This window comes from Kitasatospora aureofaciens (genome assembly GCF_019192735.1).
GTDB lineage: Bacteria > Actinomycetota > Actinomycetes > Streptomycetales > Streptomycetaceae > Kitasatospora > Kitasatospora aureofaciens_A.
The window spans coordinates 1-16,950 of record NZ_JAHTKP010000016.1; the positions used below are offsets into that span (position 1 = coordinate 1).

Consider the following 16,950-nt stretch of genomic DNA (forward strand, 5'->3'; position numbering starts at 1 on the left):
GGCGACCGGGCAACCGGTCGCCGCCCCTCACGCTCCTGCGGACCGGTACGGCGCTGCGCGCCGCTGTGGCAAGGATGCGCTTCCCGCCCGGCCTGAAGGCCGGGATTCCCGCGCAAGATCAGGGGATGGACGCCGCCAAGGGGAGCGCCACCCTCGACGGGCGCGCCCTCACGCCCGAGGTGCTCGGCTCGACCCGATCAGGCTGACCGGGTCGGTGGGCAACCCGTTCACCGGCAGCGAGACGTCCCAGAACACCTGGGCGTGCGGTCTCTGGGTGCGGCTGGACCCGCTCGCGCCGGGCAGTCACGAGCTGGCGATCCGTGGCGAGTCGGGCTCGTTCTCCACCGCCGTGGATTACCGGCTGGAGGTCGTCAAGCCGACGCCCACCGGGGCCGTCTGAGCCTGACGGTGCAGACCGCGGTCCGGCTTCCGTGGTCGCGCCGCTGCCACCGGCCGCAGGGGCCGGTGGCAGCTCGGGAGTTGGGCGATCAGGGGGAGGAACCCGTCACGGGCGGGTTCGCGGTCGCGCCCGGCGCAGTCATGCCCGGCTCTGTCATGCCCGGTGCAGTCGCGCCCGGTGCGGTCGTGCCGGTCGATGTCGTTGTCGTGCCGGTCGACGTCGTGCCGGCGGTCGTCGGCGCGGTGGTCGGGGTTTTGCTGGTCGGGGTTTTGCTGGTCGGGGTTCCGTGCGGCGTCTCGGTGAGTGTCGAGGAGGTGGACGAACCCGTGGACGCGGACGAGGAACCGGTCGAGGACGACGTACTGGACGAGGCCTTGGTCTCGGACGGCTTGCCGGAGGACGTCGACGCCGTTGCGGAGGAGGACGACGGCCCGCCCGAGGAGGTCGTCGAGCCCGAGGTCGTGGCCCCGGAGGTGGTTGACCCGGAGGTCGTCGAGCCCGAGGTCGTGGAACCCGAGGTCGTCGAGCCCGAAGTCGTGGCCCCGGAGGTCGTGGCCCCGGAGGTCGTGGCCCCGGAGGTCGTGGCCCCGGAGGTCGTGGCCCCGGAGGTCTTACCCGACGTCGACGTCGAGGCCGTGGCCGACGGTGTGCCCGGCTTCATCGGCGCGGGCGGCGGGATGCCGGGCGCCAGCGGGCCCTTGGGCGGCTCGACGTGCCGGTCGATCACCTCGATCCGCCCGGTCACCCGGGCGAAGAAGTTACCCGTCTCGACGTTGACCAGGATGATCTCGGTCACCGGCTGCGGCGCCGGCACCACGATGATCAGCGTGGTCGGCTGGAAGCCGGCCCAGGCCTTGCCGGTGTACTTGGCGTTCGGCACCAGGGCCGGCGCCCTCAGCGGGTTGCCGCACGAGCAGCGCACCCGGGGCACGCCCTGCGCGTCCACCAGCACGGCGGTGCCGGCCTGGAGCGCGGACTGGTACTCGCCGACCACGCCGCTCCTGTAGTTGTGGTTGGTCACCCGGGTGTCCACCCGCAGGTACGCGGAGGTGAGCGAGCGCAGGTAGGACGGGATCGCGGACTGGTCGATGCCCGCCGCGGAGGCCCAGGCCCGTCCGGCGTCGCCGGTCGAGACCATTGTGATCAGGCGTTCGGTGTCGCAGCTGGGCTTGGACATCGCCCCGGCGTAGAGCCCGTGCGACGTCCCCTGCACGCTGTGGATGACCGCGGGCGAGGTGGCGCCGCCGGTCTGCCCGGGCTTCGGCGCCTGCGAGGTCCCAGGGGCGGGTGCCTGCGAGGTCGCGGGGGCGGGTGCCTGCGAGGTCGCGGGGGCGGGGGCCGGGGGGCTCACCGGGGTGGTTTCCACCGATTGGGTGAACGGCGCCGGGCCCGGATCGGCCGGTGTCTGCAGGGCGACCTCGTTGGCGGCCGGCAGGGCCTCCTTGTGGCTGCTCTGGTTGTTGACGATCAGCACGGTCGCCACCACGGCGACGACCACCGTCCCCGCGGCCAGCGCGATCCCGCGCCCGGAGCGCCACCAGGGCCTGTACGGCCCGCGTGGGGCGCCGCCCGAGGGCGGTCCGGGAGGCCCGGAGGGCGGCGGGGGGACGGACGGCGGGCCGGCCGCGCCGCCGCCCGACGGCGGACCGGCCAGCGGGCCGGACGGGGGACCGTGGGGCGGCTCGCTCGGCGGGCCGGGGGGCGGTTGGGGACTCATCGAGGCTCCGTTTCGCAGGCGGCCGGCGGACAGACGCCGGCCCGGGAAAGCTCCTGCCACTGGCTTCCATTTCTCCCCCCGGGCCCAGCCCGCCGCAACAGCAGGTGCGGGGAGCGTCGCCGAGCGTGCTCACCCGGCGTCGGTCACTCTGGAATCCACCCGAAGGAGTTCAAAGGAGCTCAAGGAGCCCGAAGGAGCAGGAGGCGACATGCAGCAGGCCAGGACCGGCACCGCCGACGTGCAGGGCGCCGTGCGCGGCTGGCTGGACGCGCTCGCCGTCGTGGTGGCCGGGCTCGCCGCGATGGGCGCGGTGGCCGCGCTCGGCCTCTGGCTGGCCGGCGCCGGCGACCTCCCGGACGGCGGCTTCCCGTCCGTGCTCGCCGCCACGGTGGCGCTCGCCGTCGGCGGATCCGTCCAACTCGACGGCGGCGCAGGGCACTTCGCCCAGGTGGACGCCGGGATCAGCGCGATGCCGCTGTCCGTCGGCCTGGTCGGCGCGGTGGTGATGGCCGAGGTGTTCCTGCGCCAGCTGCGCTTCCGGGCGGTGACCGGCGGCGGCGAACTGCTCGGCCGGCTCGCCCGGACGGTGGTGCTCTGGCTGCTCGCCCTCGTGCTGCTCACCCTCGGTGCCCGGCACACCTTCGCCGTCCAGATCGGCAGCGACCTCGTGCAGGCCATCGGCGGTGCGCTCGGCCTGAACCCGGAGGTCGGCTTTCACGCGGACGGGCCCAGCACGGTCGGGATCGGGCTCGCCTGGCTTCTGGTGGTGCTCGCCGGCACGTTCGCGGTGTCCCGCCGGGCGCCGCTGCCGGGCACCCTGGTGCGGTACCAGCAGGCCGTCCGCCCGGCCGCGTTCGCGCTCTGGCTGGTGCTGCTCGCGTACGTGGCGATCGGCGTGGTGACGGGGGTGCTGACGGCGCTCGTGCACGGCAACGCCCGGCAGACGATGGCCGTGGTGCTGCTCGCGCTGCCCGACCTCGCCTGGCTGGCGTTCGGTGTCGGGCTCGGCGCCGAGTGGCACGGACGGCTCACCGGCGCGGTCGGCCTGCCGGTGCCGAAGCCGCTCGCCGAGGTGCTGCGCGCCCCGGACGGGCAGCAGGCCACGATCAGCCTCGGCACCCTCGCCGACCACGACGCGCGCAGCTGGTGGCTGCTGCCGATCGCCGCCGTCCTGCTGCTCGCCGCCGGGTTCCTTGCCGCGTACCGCTCGCCGCGGACGGTCCCGCTCTGGCAGCACGCGGTCCGGCTGGCGCTGGCCACCGCCGTGGCCGTGGCGCTGATCGGCGCGTGGACCCGGGTGGACGCCGATTACGGCCTGTCCGTGCTGGGCGTCGGCATCGGCCAGGGCGGCCTCGGCGACCTGCTCGGCTCCATCCTCGGCAGCGCCAACCCGCTCGCCGGCCTCGGCAGCGGCAGCCTCACCCTGCGCCCGGACCTGTGGACGGCCGTCCCGCTGGCCGCGGGCTGGGGGCTGCTCACGGGCGGGCTGGGCGCGCTGCTGGCGGCCCGGGTGGGGCGCCGGGGCGAGGTGCCGGGCTGACTGCGGCGTGCCCCCCCGCGAGCCCTCAGAACACCTGGGCGAGCAGGACGATCACCGGGGGTACCGCCTGTCCGAGGGCGCCGCGCCACAGCTTCGGCTCCGACGCGAAGAGCGTGACCCCGCCGGCGATCATGAACCAGCTGATGTAGGTGATCACCGCCCGCCCGGCGGTCGCGTGCCCGGTGTGCAGCAGGACCAGGCCCGCCACCAGGCCCAGCGCCAGGAACAGGTTGTAGAAGCCGACGTTGAAGCGCCACAGCCGGACCTCCGGGGCGTCCGCCGTGCTGCCGGTGAGCAGGAAGCGCACGCGTGGGTGCCCGTACAGGAAGCTCTCCAGCGGCCACACGATCAGGTGGATCGCGGCGGCGAGCATCGCGAAGACCTCGCTGACGGCGTTCATCGCTGACGGCTCCCTTCGGTTCCCTTTACTCGCGTGGCGGCTCAGTCGCGCGGCGGCGGGTGGACGACCGGGACGGCCCACGCGGGCGGCTCGGGCACGGACGGCTCGGGCACGGCCGCCGATGCGGCGACCGCCGGGACGACTCGGGTGGGCGGCCCGCCCTTGGTCCACGGCGCGGGCCCGGCGGCCGTGGCCGCGCGCAGCTCGGCGACGAACTGCAGGCAGCTCGCGTACCGGTCCTCCGGGGCCTTGGCGAGCGCCCGGGCGACCGCGGCGTCCACGGCGGCCGGCAGGTCGGGGCGGTGCTCGCGCAGGGTGGGCGGCGGGTCGTTGAGGTGCGCCCAGAGCAGCGCGAGGTCGCTCTCCCGGCGGAACGGCGGCGCACCGGCCAGCATCTCGAACACCACGCAGCCCAGGCTGTACTGGTCGCAGCGCCCGTCCAGCGGCCGGCCGGAGATCTGTTCGGGCGCCGCGTAGTCGAGCGTCCCGACGATCTGGCCGACGCTGGTCAGCCCGCTGAGCGACAGCGACTTCTTGGTGAGCCCGAAGTCCGCCAGGTACAGGTGCTCGGGGTGCTCGCTGTCCGTGCCGGCGGCCACCAGCACGTTGCCCGGCTTGACGTCGCGGTGCACCAGGTCGTGGTCGTGCGCCGCGTCCAGGGCGGAGGCGATCTGCAGGGCCAGCCGGGCGGCCCGCTCGACCGGGAACGGGCCGTCCTGGTTGATCAGGGCGCGCAGGTCGCCGCCCTCGACGTAGCGCATGGCGATGAACAGGATGCCGTCGTGCTCCCCGGCCTCGAACACCGGGATGATGTGCGGGTGGTCGATCGCGGCGGCGGCTTCGGACTCGTGCATGAACCGCTGCCGGAACACCTCGTTGCGGGCCAGCTCGGGCGCCAGCAGCTTGACCGCGACGGTCCGGCCGAGCCGCAGGTCCTTCGCCCGGTAGACGACGGCCATGCCGCCGCGTCCGATCTCGCCCTCCAGCCGGTAGCCCGCTACCTTCCGCCCGACCATGCCGGCGGGCAGGCTGGTGGCGGACGGATGCTCGGCCGGGATCACGGTTCACCCGTTCGGGTGGGGGCGTACGGGCCCTCCGCGGGCGCGGGCGCCGGGGAGGGTGGCGGGGACGGGGCCCGTGCCGGGGAGGGTGGCGGGGACGGGGCCCGTGCCGATGTCGGTGCCGGGGACGGTGTCGGGGACGCCCGGTCGGTGGCCGCGTACGTCTGGAACTGGAGCCCGTCGCAGTAGCACCACCGGTCGTGCACCGGGTCGAACACCCACAGCGCCTCGCCGTCGACGACCAGGCCGACCCGCAGGCCGCGGGCCCGGTCCTGGAAGGACTCCAGGTCCAGGGCGCCCGCCGCGAGGCTCTCCAGCATCGCCCGGTAGCGGGCCAGCGCGCCCTCGGCCTCGGCGAGGGCCGGGCGGGGGTCGGCGGTCCGGGCGGGCGGGCCGCCGGCGGCGGGCGGGGCGTCCGGGAGGGTGATCAGCAGGCGGCCGTCCACCCAGGCGGTCCAGCCGTTGGAGCAGAGGATCTGCGCCCAGTCGCCCTGCCGGGAGATCAGCCGCACCGGGAGCAGGCTGTCCAGCCGGGCGGAGGGCCGGGCCGGGTCCGGGGCCGCCCAGGTGGCCATCCCGGCCGGCGGGGCGACGTGGGTGGGGCGGAACGCGAACTCGTCCATGGGCGGCTACATTTCCTCCGCCGCGCGAGCCGGAGCCGGGGGCCACGGCTGCGTGCGGCACTCGCACCACAGGTCGGTTTCCACTCTACCGGCGGTGGCCCGGCCCTTCCCGGCGCCGTCGATCCGGCCGCCGGCTGCGGTCCGGCCGCTACCTGCGCATGATCGTGGGGCCGCTACCTGCGCATGATCGTGGGTTCGTGCCGCCGCAGCAGGGCCAGCACGAGCAGCCCGTACAGGGCGGTCAGCGTGGGCAGCACCACCATGCTGACCAGCCACCCGGTGCGCTGGTGGCGGAACAACGGGTCCGCGGTGATCGCGGTCGGGAAGATGCCGTGCAGCTCGACCGTCCGGGCCATCGCCGACAGGCCCCAGCGGGAGGGCACCAGCCAGGCGAACTGCTCCAGGCCGGGCACGCCGTGCAGCTTGAGCATCACGCCGCTGAACACGATCTGCAGCACCGAGATGAGCACCAGCAGCGGCATGGTGGCCTCCTCCTTGTCCACCAGGGCGGAGGTGACCAGGCCGAGCATCATGGCCGAGAAGGCGAGCAGCGCGACCGCGATGATCAGCTCGGGCAGCTGGGGCATCACCACCCCGGTCGGCACCGCGAAGGACAGGTTCACCCCGGCCAGGCCGACCACGGTCAGCACCACGGCCTGACCGGCCGTGATCGCGCCGAGCACCACGATCTTGGAGACCAGGTATGCGGACCGGGACAGCCCGACGACCCGTTCCCGCTGGTAGATCGCACGTTCCTTGACCACCTCGCGCACCGAGTTGGCGGCGCCGGTGAGCAGGCCGCCGATGCAGAGCGTGAGCAGGCAGTTGACGGCGTTGTCCGGGGTGAGCCGGGTGCCGGCCATCACCCTGCACATGAGGCCGATGACGAACGGCAGGACCAGCATCACGGTGAGGAACAGCCGGTCGGCGGCCAGCACCGCCGTGTACCGGCGCACCAGGGTGCCGAGCTGGGCGAACCAGCCCTGCGGCTTCTCCCGCCCGATGGCCGGTGCCGCTGCTTTCGCCCGAGGGAGCACCGGCGTCGCCGCCTCGGCCGCCTCGGCCGTCACGTACCGCCGGTACTGCGGCGAGGCGAGGAACCGCTGCTGCCAGGCCGCGTGGTCCTCGTTCTCGAACGCCTCGAAGGCCTCCGGCCACTCCTCGAAGCCGAAGAACGGCAGCGCCTCGTCCGGCGGCCCGTAGTAGGCCGTCCGGCCGCCGGGGGCGAGCACCAGCAGGCGGTCGCACACGTTCAGGCTCAGCACGCTGTGCGTCACCACGACCACCGTGCGGCCGTCGTCGGCCAGCCCGCGCAGCATGTGCATCACCGAGCGCTCCATGCCCGGGTCCAGGCCGGAGGTCGGCTCGTCGAGGAAGAGCAGCGAGGGCTTGGTCAGCAGCTCCAGCGCGACGCTGACCCGCTTGCGCTGGCCGCCGGAGAGGCTGGCGATCACCTGCTCGGCCCGGTCGTCCAGGCCCAGCTCGTGGATCACCTCGGCGACCCGGGCCTCCCGCTCGTGCGCGGCGGTGTCGCCGGGGAAGCGTAATTCGGCGGCGTAGGACAGGGCGCGGCGGACGGTGAGCTGGGTGTGCAGGATGTCGTCCTGCGGCACCAGGCCGATCCGGCGGCGCAGTTCGGCGTAGTCCCGGTAGAGGTCGCGCCCGTCGTACAGGACCGTGCCCTCGTCGGCGGGGCGCAGCCCGGTGAGCGCGTTGAGCAGGGTGGACTTGCCGGCGCCGCTGGGGCCGGCCACGGCGAGCAGCGCCTTCTCGGCGAGCGGGAAGCTGACGTCGTCCAGCAGCACCCGCCGGTCCGGGCCGACCCGGACCACGAGGTTCTGGACGTCGAGCGAGATCTCGCCGGTGTCGGTGTACTCGACGAGCCGGCCGTCGGAGAGGCAGAGCGCGGAGTGGCCGATGCCGATGATGTCGGCCGGGCCGACCGGGGCGCGGGAGACCGGGCGGCCGTTGAGGTACGTGCCGTTGTGGCTGTCGAGGTCGACGATCTCGTGGCTGCCGTCGGGCAGTTCGCGCAGTTCGGCGTGGTGGCGGGAGACCACCAGGTCGTCCAGGACCAGGTCGTTGTCGTACGAGCGGCCGATCCGCACCGCCGTGCGGGCGGGCAGCTGGAGCACGGAGCTGGGGCTGCGGAAGACGCCGGAGGACTGCGGGGCGAGCAGGGACGGGTGTTCGCCCGGCGCGGGGCGGGGCAGGCCGGCGAAGGTCGCGGACGGGCCGTCGGCCGGGTTGCCGAAGCGCAGCCGGGTGCCGGGGCCGACGTCCTCGCTGCTGATCCGGCGGCCCCCGTCGTAGGTGCCGTTGGTGCTGCCGACGTCCTCCAGCAGCCAGTGGTCGCCGGCGGCGTGCAGGACGGCGTGGTGCCAGGAGACCCGGGGGTCGTCGAGGACGATCTCGCTGGTCGGGTCGCGGCCGAGGTGGTAGGCCCGGCCCGGGTCGATCAGCTGCGAGTCCGAGTCGGTGACCAGCACGAGGGGCGGCGCGGTGGGCGCGCTCGGGCGCTCTCCCATGATGGGAATTCTAGTGCCGCAGGCCCGGGCGGGCCCGTCGTGACCCCGGCGGGCCCGTTGTGACCGACTGGCGGATCCGGGAGCTCTCGGACCGGGCCCCGGTTCACCCCGACGGGTCGGCCCACATGTCCCACGAACAGGCTGCCGTCGTTCCCGAGGTGAGCTCCCAGGGGCTCGGCACCTCGCACGGCTCCTCCCCGTCGTCCTGCACCGGCAGCCGGTCGATCACCGCGACGAGCGCGGGCGGTAGCTGCGGCGCCAGCCCGCGGTGGCAGCGGGACAGGATGTCGCGCCGCACGGCCTCCGGCAGCAGCGGCCGGCTCACCTGCAACGGCCTTGGTCCGGGCGGGCGTTCGGCCGTGGCGAGCTGGTCCGACCAGGCCCGCCAGTAGTCCGCGTCGTCGGGCTCGCCGAGCTTCAGGTGGTGCAGGTGCAGGCAGTACGCGGCCGTCCCGCTGCCCGATCCGGCGGCGAACCGCCACCAGAACTCCGCACCCTCCTCGCGTCCGGTTGCGTACAGCAGCGCGCCGAACACCTCCGCGCCCTCGGGCTCGATCCGGCGCGCGTTCACCAGCAGGTCCAGCCCGCGCGAGGCGTCCGGCGCGCCCAGCACCAGGGCCACCACCAGGCCCAGTTCGAAGGCGGCCTGCTCGTGCTCGGACGGCAGGTGCGTCGGTGCAGCCGTGAGGCGGGCCTGGCGCAGCGCCGCGATCCGTTCGGCGTTGGCGCGTTCGGGTCGGGGCACGTAGAACGGCGCGCGCCCCGCCGCAGAGGCGTGCGCCCCGTCCGTCGACGGGTGCGTCTCCTCCCGAGGGCTCATTGATCGCCTCCCCGGTCCGGCAGTTCACGCACCCCGAGCCGCCGCGCCAGCCGCTCGCGGGCGTGCCGCAGGTTCGAGTGGACGGTCGCCACCGGCCGGTCCAGGTACGCCCCGATCACCTTGACGTGCAGGCCGAGCAGATACCGCAGGATGATCACGTCCCGCTGGCGGTCCGGCAGTTCGAGGATCGCCGCGTACAGCCGCACCTCGTCCGCCTCGCTGCGCAGGAGCCCGTTCGCCACCTGCTTGAACGCGCCGATCACCGCCGCGAAGGTGACCGCCTCGACCGCCACCGGCTCCTCGGCCGCCGCCCAGTCCGCGACGTGCCGGTTCGCCAGCCGCCAGGCGTACGCGGCGGGCTCCTCGAACCGCAGCACCTGCGACCAGCACCGCGCGAGGTCCTCCTTGACCGCCTCCACCACCAGCGCGACGTCCGCGCGATTGCCTATCCGGGTGAGCGCGAGCGCCTGCCAGGCGGGTTCGTGCGTCTCGCAGAACGCCGAATACGCCAGCTCCATCCGGACGTTGGCGGAGTCGCCCGGCACCGCGACGGCCTCGCGGGCACCCTTGTCGATCGTCATCGAGCCTGCTTTCCGTGGCCGCAGGCTGCTCGCCGGGCCACCCGAGGGTCGGGCTGTGTGCGCCCATCCTCATTCGATCAGGCCTGTCACTCCAGGCTGCAAACCGAATACAGATTGTCATCTCGTGGGATTGGCAGCCTGGTTGGTCGGGATCGACCGCCTGGTTTGTCGGGGGGTCGGCGCGTGATTGACCCCCGGATGCCGTGGGCAGCAATCGATCACGGTCCGCGACGCGACGGGGACCGGGGGAGGAGCACGATGGGCCAGTACGACGGAGTCGACCTCCGGCTGAACGTGCCGCACTCGGCCCGGATGTACGACTACTACCTGGGCGGCTTCACCAACTTCGCCGCCGACCGCGAGGCCGCCGGCCAGGCTCTCGCCGTCGGCCCCTGGCTGCGCGCCGCCGCCCGCGCCAACCGCTCCTTCGTCCACCGCTCCACCCGCGCTCTCGCCCGGGCCGGCATCGACCAGTTCCTCGACATCGGCACCGGCATCCCCACCTCGCCCAACCTCCACGAGGTCGCCCAGCGCGTCGACCCGCGCGCCCGCGTCGTCTACGCCGACAACGACCCGATCGTGCTCTCCCACGCCCAGGCCCTCCTCACCGGCACCCCCGAGGGTCGCACCGCCTACGTCGAGGCCGACGTCACCGACCCGGCACGCCTCCTCGCCGCACCCGGCCTGCGCGACACCCTCGACCTCACCCGCCCGGTCGCGGTCTCGCTCAACGCCCTGTTCCACTTCGTCCCCGACGCCCACGGTGCGTACGGGATCGTCGAGCACCTCAAGTCCGCCCTGGCCCCCGGCAGCGCGCTCGTCATGACCCACGTCACCCCCGACTTCGCCCCGGAGGAGATCGCCCGCCTGGTCCGCATCTACGAAGCGGCGGGCACCGCCGCCCAGGCCCGCACGCTCCCCGAGTTCACCCGTTTCTTCACCGGCTGGACCCTCATCGCCCCCGGCGTTGTCCCGACCCCGCGCTGGCGCCCGTCCGCCGACGACCCGCCCACCAGCGACTCGGAGGCGTGCGCGTACGCGGCCGTCGCCCTGAAGCAATAAGCCGCACCCCGCTCGGGTTCACAGCTCCCGCCCGCCTCACCCGTGCGTCACCGCCCCACCTGACACAGACTGGTGGTGGATCGATGCTGCCCCCGAGGCTGGGAGAGGCATGCTGCTCGGACTCACCACGGCGCTGGTCGCGACCGTGTGTTTCGGCTTCGGGGCGGTGTTCCAGGCGCGCGGGGCCAGGTCGGCGCCGCGGGCGGACCGGGTGCGGGCGGGGTTGCTGGCGGCGCTGGTGTGCTCGTGGCAGTTCGTGGTCGGCACCCTGCTGGACATCGTCGGCTTCGCCCTCAGCATCGTCGCCCTGCGCAGCCTCCCTCTCTTCCTCGTGCAGGCCGTCACCAACGCCAGCCTCGCCGTGACCGCCCTCGCCACCGTCTGGCTGCTCGGCGCCCGGCTGCGCCGGAGCGACCTGGCGGGAATCGTCGCGGTCGTCCTCGGCCTGACCCTGCTCGCGCTGGGCTCGGGTCAGGAGGGCCGCGAGTACGCCGCGTCCGCCTTCCACTGGGCGCTGCTCGGGACGACCGTCCTCATGCTGCTGCTCACCATCGTCCTGGTCCGCCGGAACGGAACCGCCGCAGCCGCCGGCCTCGGCCTCCTCGCGGGCGCGGGCTTCGGCGTGACCAGCCTCGCCGTGCGGGTGATGGACGTGCAGAGCCTCGGACACTTCCTCACCGATCCGGCCGCCTACGCGCTCGTCGTCGGCGGCCTGGGCGGCTATCTCGCGTACGCGCTCGCGTTGCAGCGCGGCACGGTGACCGCCGCGACCGCCGCCGGGACGGTCGCCGAGACCTTCGGCCCGGCCCTGGTCGGGGTGGCGGTGCTCGGGGACGCCGCGCGCCCGGGCTTCCAGTGGTGTGCGCTGACGGGCTTCGCGGTGGCGGTCGGCGGCACGTTCGTGCTGTCCCGGTTCGGCGAACTGGACGGGGAGTCGGCGGAGGTGGTGGTGGCCGAGGCCGGTGCGGAGGCGGAGGCGGCCGTCCCGCCCCGGTAGCCCGGACGGCGCCGCCGTGCGAAGGTGACTTGCCGGACAAAACGGACGGCGGTTCACGCACGACGGCAGAGCGGCAGGTGCGCGATGGCGGACGAAGCCCCCCGACGGCCCCGACGCGCGGGGTCGCCCGAGAGCCCCGTCGTGCTGATCACCGGCGCGTCCTCCGGCATCGGCCGCGCCACCGCGACCCGGCTGGCCGAGGAGGGCTGGCAGCCGCTGCTCTCGGGCACGGACCGCACCCGGCTGGACGAGCTGGCCGCCCGCACCGGCGGCCGCGCCCTGCCCGAGGACCTGAGCAAGCCGGACGGCCCCGCCCGCCTCGCCGAGGCGGCCCTCGCCGTCACCGGGCGGGTCGACGCCCTGGTGGCGAGCGCGGGCCTGGGCTGGCGCGGCCCGTTCGCGGAGACCCCGTCCGACATGCTGGACCGGATGATCGAGGTGAACTTCGCCGCGCCGCTGCGGCTGGTGCGGCTCCTCCTGCCCGGCATGCTGGAGCGCCGCCACGGGCGGATCGTGCTGCTCGGCTCGATCGCCGGCCAGGTGGGCGTGCGCGACGAGTCGGGGTACGCGGCGACCAAGGGCGGGCTGGCGATGTTCGCCGAGAGCCTCTGGTACGAGCTGCGCGGCACGGGGGTGGGGGTGCGGCTGGTGCTGCCGGGGCCGGTGGACACGCCGTTCTTCGACCGCCGGGGCACCCCCTACCAGCGTGAGCGGCCCCGCCCGGTGTCGGCCGAGCGGGTCGCGGACACCGTTGTTGCGACGATCCGCACGGAGCGAGACCGCCTGTTCGTGCCGCACTGGCTGGGCGTCCCGGCCCGGATCCACGGCGTGGCGCCGGGTGTGTTCCGGCGCATGGCGTCCCGCTTCGGGTGAACCGCGTCGGCCGGGCCCTCACCCTCGCCGCGAGCGTCGAATTCCTGCACCTCGCCCCGGCAGCCGTCCGCCTCCCGGTGCTGCGCCGCACGGTGGCCCGCCGCACCGCCGGCTACGGCGCCGACCCCGGCCACATCGCCCTGACCTTCGACGACGGGCCGGACCCGCGCAGCACCCCCTACATCCTCGACGTCCTGGACGAACTCGGCGCCCGTGCCACCTTCTTCCTGCTCGGCACGATGCTGGAGCGCGCCCCCGCCCTCGGCCGGGAACTGGTCGTGCGCGGGCACGAGGTAGCCGTGCACGGCTGGTACCACCGGCAGCAGTGGCGCCCGGCCCCGACCCGCGACCTGCGGGAACTGCGCCGCGCCGCCGAGGCGGTGACCGACCTGTGCGGGGCCCGCCCGGTCTGGTACCGGCCGCCGTACGGAGTGCTGACGGCCGGCCCGGCGCTGGCCGCCCGCCGCCTCGGCCTGCGGACGGTGCTGTGGACGGCCTGGGGCCGGGACTGGACGGCGGAGGCCACGGGCGACTCCGTCTACGCCACCGCCCGCCCCGGCCTCACCGGCGGCGCGACCCTCCTCCTCCACGACTCCGACTGCACCTGCGCCCCCGACTCCTGGCGCGCCACCCTCGCCGCCCTCCCGTTCATCGCCGCCCACTGCCGCACCCGCGCCCTCACCCTCGGCCCCCTCCGCGACCACGCCGTCCCACCGTCGGGCCCAGCCGCGCCGACGCCTCCGTGACCCCCGCCTTACCCCAGCCCCACCCGCGCGAGCGCTGCCTCGAACCCCGTCCGCCACGCCTCCGGCGTCGCGCCCGCCGACGGGGGCGGCTCCGGCCGGGTGAGGGCGGCGAGGGCGTTGCGGACCACCTCGGCCGGCCGGGCGGAGGTGACGTCGGCGTGGCCGAGCTCCAGCTCGTGCTGCAGGTTGTCCCGCCCGTGCCCCTGGACGACGTCGAGCAGCAGGAGCCGCCGGCCCAGCGCCCGTGCCTCGCTGCAGGTGTCGCCGGAGCTGGTCACCACGAGGTCGGCCGCGGCCATCAGCGCCGGAATCCGCTCGGTGTACCCGTAGGGGTGCAATCGCGGCTCCCGCCCCGCGGCCCGGCGCAGCCGCCGTTCCAGCTCCCGGTTGCGCCCGGCCACCGCGAGCACGTGCGGCCCGGCAGCCGCGAGGGAGGTCGCCGTCCGCGCGAGCGGTCCGAGGCCCCACGACCCGGACATGAGCAGCACGCACCGGGCGCCCGCCGGCACCCCCGCCTCGGCCCGGGCCTCGGCCCGGCCCGGCGCGCGGTAGAACGGCTCGCGCAGCGGCGCCGGCAGCACGGCGATCTCCGCCCCGGGGTGGTAGCGCCGCACCGCGCACGCCGCGACCTCGGAGGTGACGAGGAAGAGGTCGGTCCCCTCCTGCACCCACAGCCGGTGCGGCGTGACGTCGGTGCAGAACACGAAGTGCCGGAAGTCCCACCGCGGCAGCCGGTTGACCGCCGAGGTCGCGGTGGCGAACACCGACACCACCAGCTGCGGCCGCTGCTCCGCGACCAGCCGCCGCAGGGCCGGCACCAGCCGGGCGCGGGCCGCCGCGTCGGCGAGCAGCGCGATCCGGGCGCCGGGGCGCAGCGCGGAGAAGTGGAAGGCGTCGTAGACCCCGGGCAGGTCGAGCAGCCGCCGGAACACCGCCTCCCCGGCGGCGCCCGAGCGCTCGCCGAGCAGGGCCATCGCGTCGACGGTGCTGGTGGTCCAGCCGCGCGCCCGCAGGGTGTCGGCGCAGGCCTCGGCCATCACGTCGTGGCCCTGGCCGAGTGAGCCGGAGATCAGCAGCGCGTGCGGCATCGGGCGTCCGGGCTCACGAACCGGTGGTGGCCCGGTACCAGTCCGCGTACCGCCGCACGCCGTCGGTGAAGTTGGTCCGCGGCGACCAGCCGAGCAGCCGTTTCGCCTGGGCCGAGGAGATCCGCCGCCCCGCGTAGTCGGCGGTCCTGGCCTCAATGTGCTCGATGGTGACGGGCCCGAGCAACTCGTCCACGGTGTCGGCGATGTCGCGCACCGAGACGGCGGCCGGGCCCTCCAGGGCGACGGTCTGGTCCTCGGCGGCGGGGGAGAGGGCCCGGACGTGGGCGTCGGCGAGGTCCTCGACGTAGACGAAGTTGCGGCTCTGCCGGCCGTCGCCCGCGATGGTGATCGGCCGCCCGGCCAGCGCCTCCTGCACGAACCGGGCGACGACCAGCTCGTCCCGCATCCGCGGCCCGTACGGGATGCCGTAGCGCAGGATGGTGAAGTGCCGGCCGTACAGCTCGCGGTAGCTGTGCACGAGCATCTCGGCGGCGAGCTTGGTGGCCACGTAGAGGTGCCCGCTGTGCTCCAGCTCGATCGGCACGTGCTCGTCCAACTCCTGTTCATCACCGCCGAGTTGGTCCTCGGCGGCGAGGGCGGCGCCGTACACCCAGACGGTGCTGGCGAGGACGGTGCGGCTGAGGCCGCTGCGCCGGGCGGCCTCCAGGACGGTCTCGGTGCCGTCGATGTTGATCCGGACGGCGCGGACCGGGTCGGCGCGGACCTGTTCGACGTCGGCCATCGCGGCGAGGTGGTAGACGACCTCGCGGCCGGCGAGGGCGGAGGTGAGGCCGGGCAGGTCGAGGACGTCGATCCGGGCGTGCTCGGCGTCCGGGTTGAGGTACGTGTCGGCGGTGTCGATCGCGAGGACGTCGTGCCCGGCCGCGACCAGCCGGTCCACGACGTGTGAGCCGATGAATCCGCATCCCCCGGTGACGGCTATCCGCACGTTCTCTCTCCTTATCGGGTGCCAACTCGGGTGCCTTCGTGGGTACCTGCTCGGACGGTCGGTCTTCGCCGGGCGGCCGATCGCCCGGTCCGCTAGCCGGCGAGCCGCCGGTGGACGGCCGAGACGGCCTCGACGACCTGGTCGGCCTCGTCCTCGGTCATGTCGGAGTGCACCGGCAGGCAGATCTGCCGCGCGCAGACGTCCTCGGCGGCGGGCAGCGGACCACGCCGGTAGGGGGCGAGCACCGGCTGGAGGTGCAGCGGCAGGTCGTACACCTCGCCGGAGAGCCGCACGCCGTACTCCTCGGCGACGGCCCGTTTGAAGTCGGCCCGCTCGACGCCGCGCGGCAGCAGCGCCACGTACTTGTAGTAGTTGCTGCGGCAGCCGGCCGGTTCGAGCACCGGATCCAGGCCGTCCAGCCCGGCCAGCGCCGCGTCGTACCGGCGGGCGACCGCGCGGCGGGTCTCGATGAACTCCTTGATCCGGCGCAGGTGGACGGCGCCGACGGCGGCGTTCAGCTCGCTCATCCGCCAGGAGTAGCCCGGCAGCACGTGGTGGTTGGTGGTGAACGAGCCCTTGCCCTGGTCGCGGTAGATCCGGGCCTCGTCGCGCAGCTCGGGCGACTCGGTGAGGATCATGCCGCCCTCGCCGCTGGTGGTGACCTTGGTCGGGTAGAAGGAGAACGCGCCGGCCAGGCCGAACGAGCCGGCGGCGCGCCCGCCGATGCTGCTGCCGTGGGCGTGCGCGGCGTCCTCGACGAGCGGGATACCGCGCCGGTCGCAGACGGCGCGCAGGGCGTCGACGTCGGGGGTGATCAGCCCGCCGATGTGCACGAGTACGACGGCGGCGGTATCCGGGGTGAGGGCCGCCTCCAGGGTGTCCGGGGCGAGCGCGAGGGTGGCTGGGTCGACGTCGGCGATCACCGGACGGCCGCCCGCGTGGAGGACGGCGCCGGCGGTCGCGTAGAAGGTGACGGCCGGGACGACCACGTCGCGGTCGCGGACGCCGATGCTGCGCAGGATCACCTCCAGCGCCGCCGTGCCGCTGGCCACCGCGACGGCGTGCGAGGCACCGTGCTCGGCGGCGAAGGCCTGCTCGAAGCGCTCGGTCCAGGGGCCGAGGGTGAGCGCGCCGGTGGCGAGGATCTCCGCCACCGCGTCCGCGACGGCCGTGCGGTCGCTCTCGTCGAACACGATGCGGGCGGCGGGAACGCCCATGGGGCACCTCCGGCGGCGGGCTGGGGTCAGCACCGATCGGGTGGGGTCGGGCCGGGCGTCCGGAAACGGCCGGGCCAGGCACATCACGCTACTTCGCCCGCCCGCGCACGGCCCGTCGTCACCGTCCGCACGGGTGACCCGGGTCTCGCGCGGCCCTCGTGCGGGCCCGGCCTGCGCCTGCTGGAGCACCCCCGGCTGCTCCCGGCGGAGGCCGCGCGTTCCGCCGTCCGGGGAGGGGTCGTACTGCGTCCGCAGTACGGAAACTGTCTGCGCAGGGACGACGACGGAGGAGGGGCCGGCGATCAAGGATGGGTCACGCTGCGGGCGGACCGCACCTACACCGGTGCC

17 protein-coding genes are annotated in these 16,950 nt (G+C 74.7%); 7 read left to right on the plus strand and 10 right to left on the minus strand.

The genetic code is table 11. From position 1 onward, the window contains the following. Together KV557_RS18310 and KV557_RS18315 are read left to right on the plus strand one after the other, a co-directional pair. On the plus strand, positions 1–206 hold a 206-nt coding region (locus KV557_RS18310; RefSeq protein ID WP_218201543.1), incomplete at its 5' end, for a hypothetical protein. Positions 207–214: 8 nt separating this feature from the next. After that, a complete protein-coding gene (locus KV557_RS18315) occupies positions 215–400 on the plus strand; it encodes a hypothetical protein (RefSeq protein ID WP_218201545.1) in 186 nt (61 codons plus the stop codon). 88 nt (positions 401–488) lie between these two features. Here KV557_RS18315 and KV557_RS18320 read toward each other — a convergent pair whose 3' ends face one another. Further along, positions 489–2,117, minus strand: a complete 1,629-nt coding sequence (locus KV557_RS18320; protein WP_218201548.1) for a DUF6777 domain-containing protein — start codon at positions 2,115–2,117, stop codon at positions 489–491. 208 nt (positions 2,118–2,325) lie between these two features. Here KV557_RS18320 and KV557_RS18325 point away from each other — a divergent pair, with 208 nt between their 5' ends. After that, the gene (locus KV557_RS18325; protein WP_218201550.1) at positions 2,326–3,657 is read left to right on the plus strand and encodes a streptophobe family protein; all 1,332 of its coding nucleotides are present in this window, start codon (positions 2,326–2,328) and stop codon (positions 3,655–3,657) included. A gap of 25 nt (positions 3,658–3,682) precedes the next feature. On the opposite strand, the gene KV557_RS18330 is transcribed toward KV557_RS18325, so the two are convergent. From KV557_RS18330 to KV557_RS18355, 6 genes are all read right to left on the minus strand, one after another. Next, on the minus strand, positions 3,683–4,057 hold the full coding sequence (locus KV557_RS18330; RefSeq protein ID WP_218201552.1) for a DUF1304 domain-containing protein: 375 nt from the start codon (positions 4,055–4,057) through the stop codon (positions 3,683–3,685). Positions 4,058–4,098: 41 nt separating this feature from the next. After that, the gene (locus KV557_RS18335; protein ID WP_218201794.1) at positions 4,099–5,073 is read right to left on the minus strand and encodes a serine/threonine-protein kinase; all 975 of its coding nucleotides are present in this window, start codon (positions 5,071–5,073) and stop codon (positions 4,099–4,101) included. A 41-nt stretch (positions 5,074–5,114) separates the two neighbouring features. Further along, positions 5,115–5,741, minus strand: a complete 627-nt coding sequence (locus tag KV557_RS18340; RefSeq protein ID WP_218201554.1) for a hypothetical protein — start codon at positions 5,739–5,741, stop codon at positions 5,115–5,117. A 173-nt stretch (positions 5,742–5,914) separates the two neighbouring features. Then, positions 5,915–8,269, minus strand: coding sequence for an ABC transporter ATP-binding protein/permease (locus tag KV557_RS18345; RefSeq protein ID WP_218201556.1), 2,355 nt, complete (start codon positions 8,267–8,269; stop codon positions 5,915–5,917). A gap of 103 nt (positions 8,270–8,372) precedes the next feature. Next, the gene (locus KV557_RS18350) at positions 8,373–9,089 is read right to left on the minus strand and encodes a hypothetical protein (protein ID WP_218201557.1); all 717 of its coding nucleotides are present in this window, start codon (positions 9,087–9,089) and stop codon (positions 8,373–8,375) included. Continuing rightward, a complete protein-coding gene (locus tag KV557_RS18355) occupies positions 9,086–9,670 on the minus strand; it encodes an RNA polymerase sigma factor (RefSeq protein WP_218201559.1) in 585 nt (194 codons plus the stop codon). Before KV557_RS18355 ends, KV557_RS18350 begins: the two co-directional genes overlap by 4 nt. A 258-nt stretch (positions 9,671–9,928) precedes the next feature. On the opposite strand from KV557_RS18355, the gene KV557_RS18360 reads away from it, so the two are divergent. The 4 genes from KV557_RS18360 to KV557_RS18375 all read left to right on the plus strand — a co-directional run bounded on the left by KV557_RS18360 (position 9,929) and on the right by KV557_RS18375 (position 13,348). Then, the gene (locus tag KV557_RS18360) at positions 9,929–10,732 is read left to right on the plus strand and encodes an SAM-dependent methyltransferase (RefSeq protein ID WP_218201561.1); all 804 of its coding nucleotides are present in this window, start codon (positions 9,929–9,931) and stop codon (positions 10,730–10,732) included. A 109-nt stretch (positions 10,733–10,841) separates the two neighbouring features. Beyond that, positions 10,842–11,729, plus strand: a complete 888-nt coding sequence (locus KV557_RS18365) for a hypothetical protein (RefSeq protein ID WP_218201563.1) — start codon at positions 10,842–10,844, stop codon at positions 11,727–11,729. An 84-nt stretch (positions 11,730–11,813) separates the two neighbouring features. Next, positions 11,814–12,602 (plus strand): SDR family NAD(P)-dependent oxidoreductase, encoded by a 789-nt coding sequence (locus KV557_RS18370; protein ID WP_218201566.1) that lies wholly within the window; start codon positions 11,814–11,816, stop codon positions 12,600–12,602. Further along, positions 12,599–13,348 carry a polysaccharide deacetylase family protein gene (locus tag KV557_RS18375; RefSeq protein WP_218201568.1) on the plus strand — a complete coding sequence of 250 codons (750 nt, stop codon included), beginning with the start codon at positions 12,599–12,601 and terminating at the stop codon, positions 13,346–13,348. Before KV557_RS18370 ends, KV557_RS18375 begins: the two co-directional genes overlap by 4 nt. A gap of 8 nt (positions 13,349–13,356) precedes the next feature. Here the strand turns inward: KV557_RS18375 and KV557_RS18380 are convergent, their stop codons facing one another. From KV557_RS18380 to KV557_RS18390, 3 genes are all read right to left on the minus strand, one after another. Next, positions 13,357–14,436 (minus strand): hypothetical protein, encoded by a 1,080-nt coding sequence (locus KV557_RS18380; protein WP_218201571.1) that lies wholly within the window; start codon positions 14,434–14,436, stop codon positions 13,357–13,359. Between the two features lie 13 nt (positions 14,437–14,449). Further along, positions 14,450–15,385, minus strand: a complete 936-nt coding sequence (locus tag KV557_RS18385; protein WP_218201573.1) for an NAD-dependent epimerase/dehydratase family protein — start codon at positions 15,383–15,385, stop codon at positions 14,450–14,452. Positions 15,386–15,477: 92 nt separating this feature from the next. Then, entirely contained in the window at positions 15,478–16,602 is a 1,125-nt protein-coding gene (locus tag KV557_RS18390) for a DegT/DnrJ/EryC1/StrS family aminotransferase (protein WP_218201575.1), read from the minus strand. Positions 16,603–16,950 lie beyond the last annotated feature (348 nt).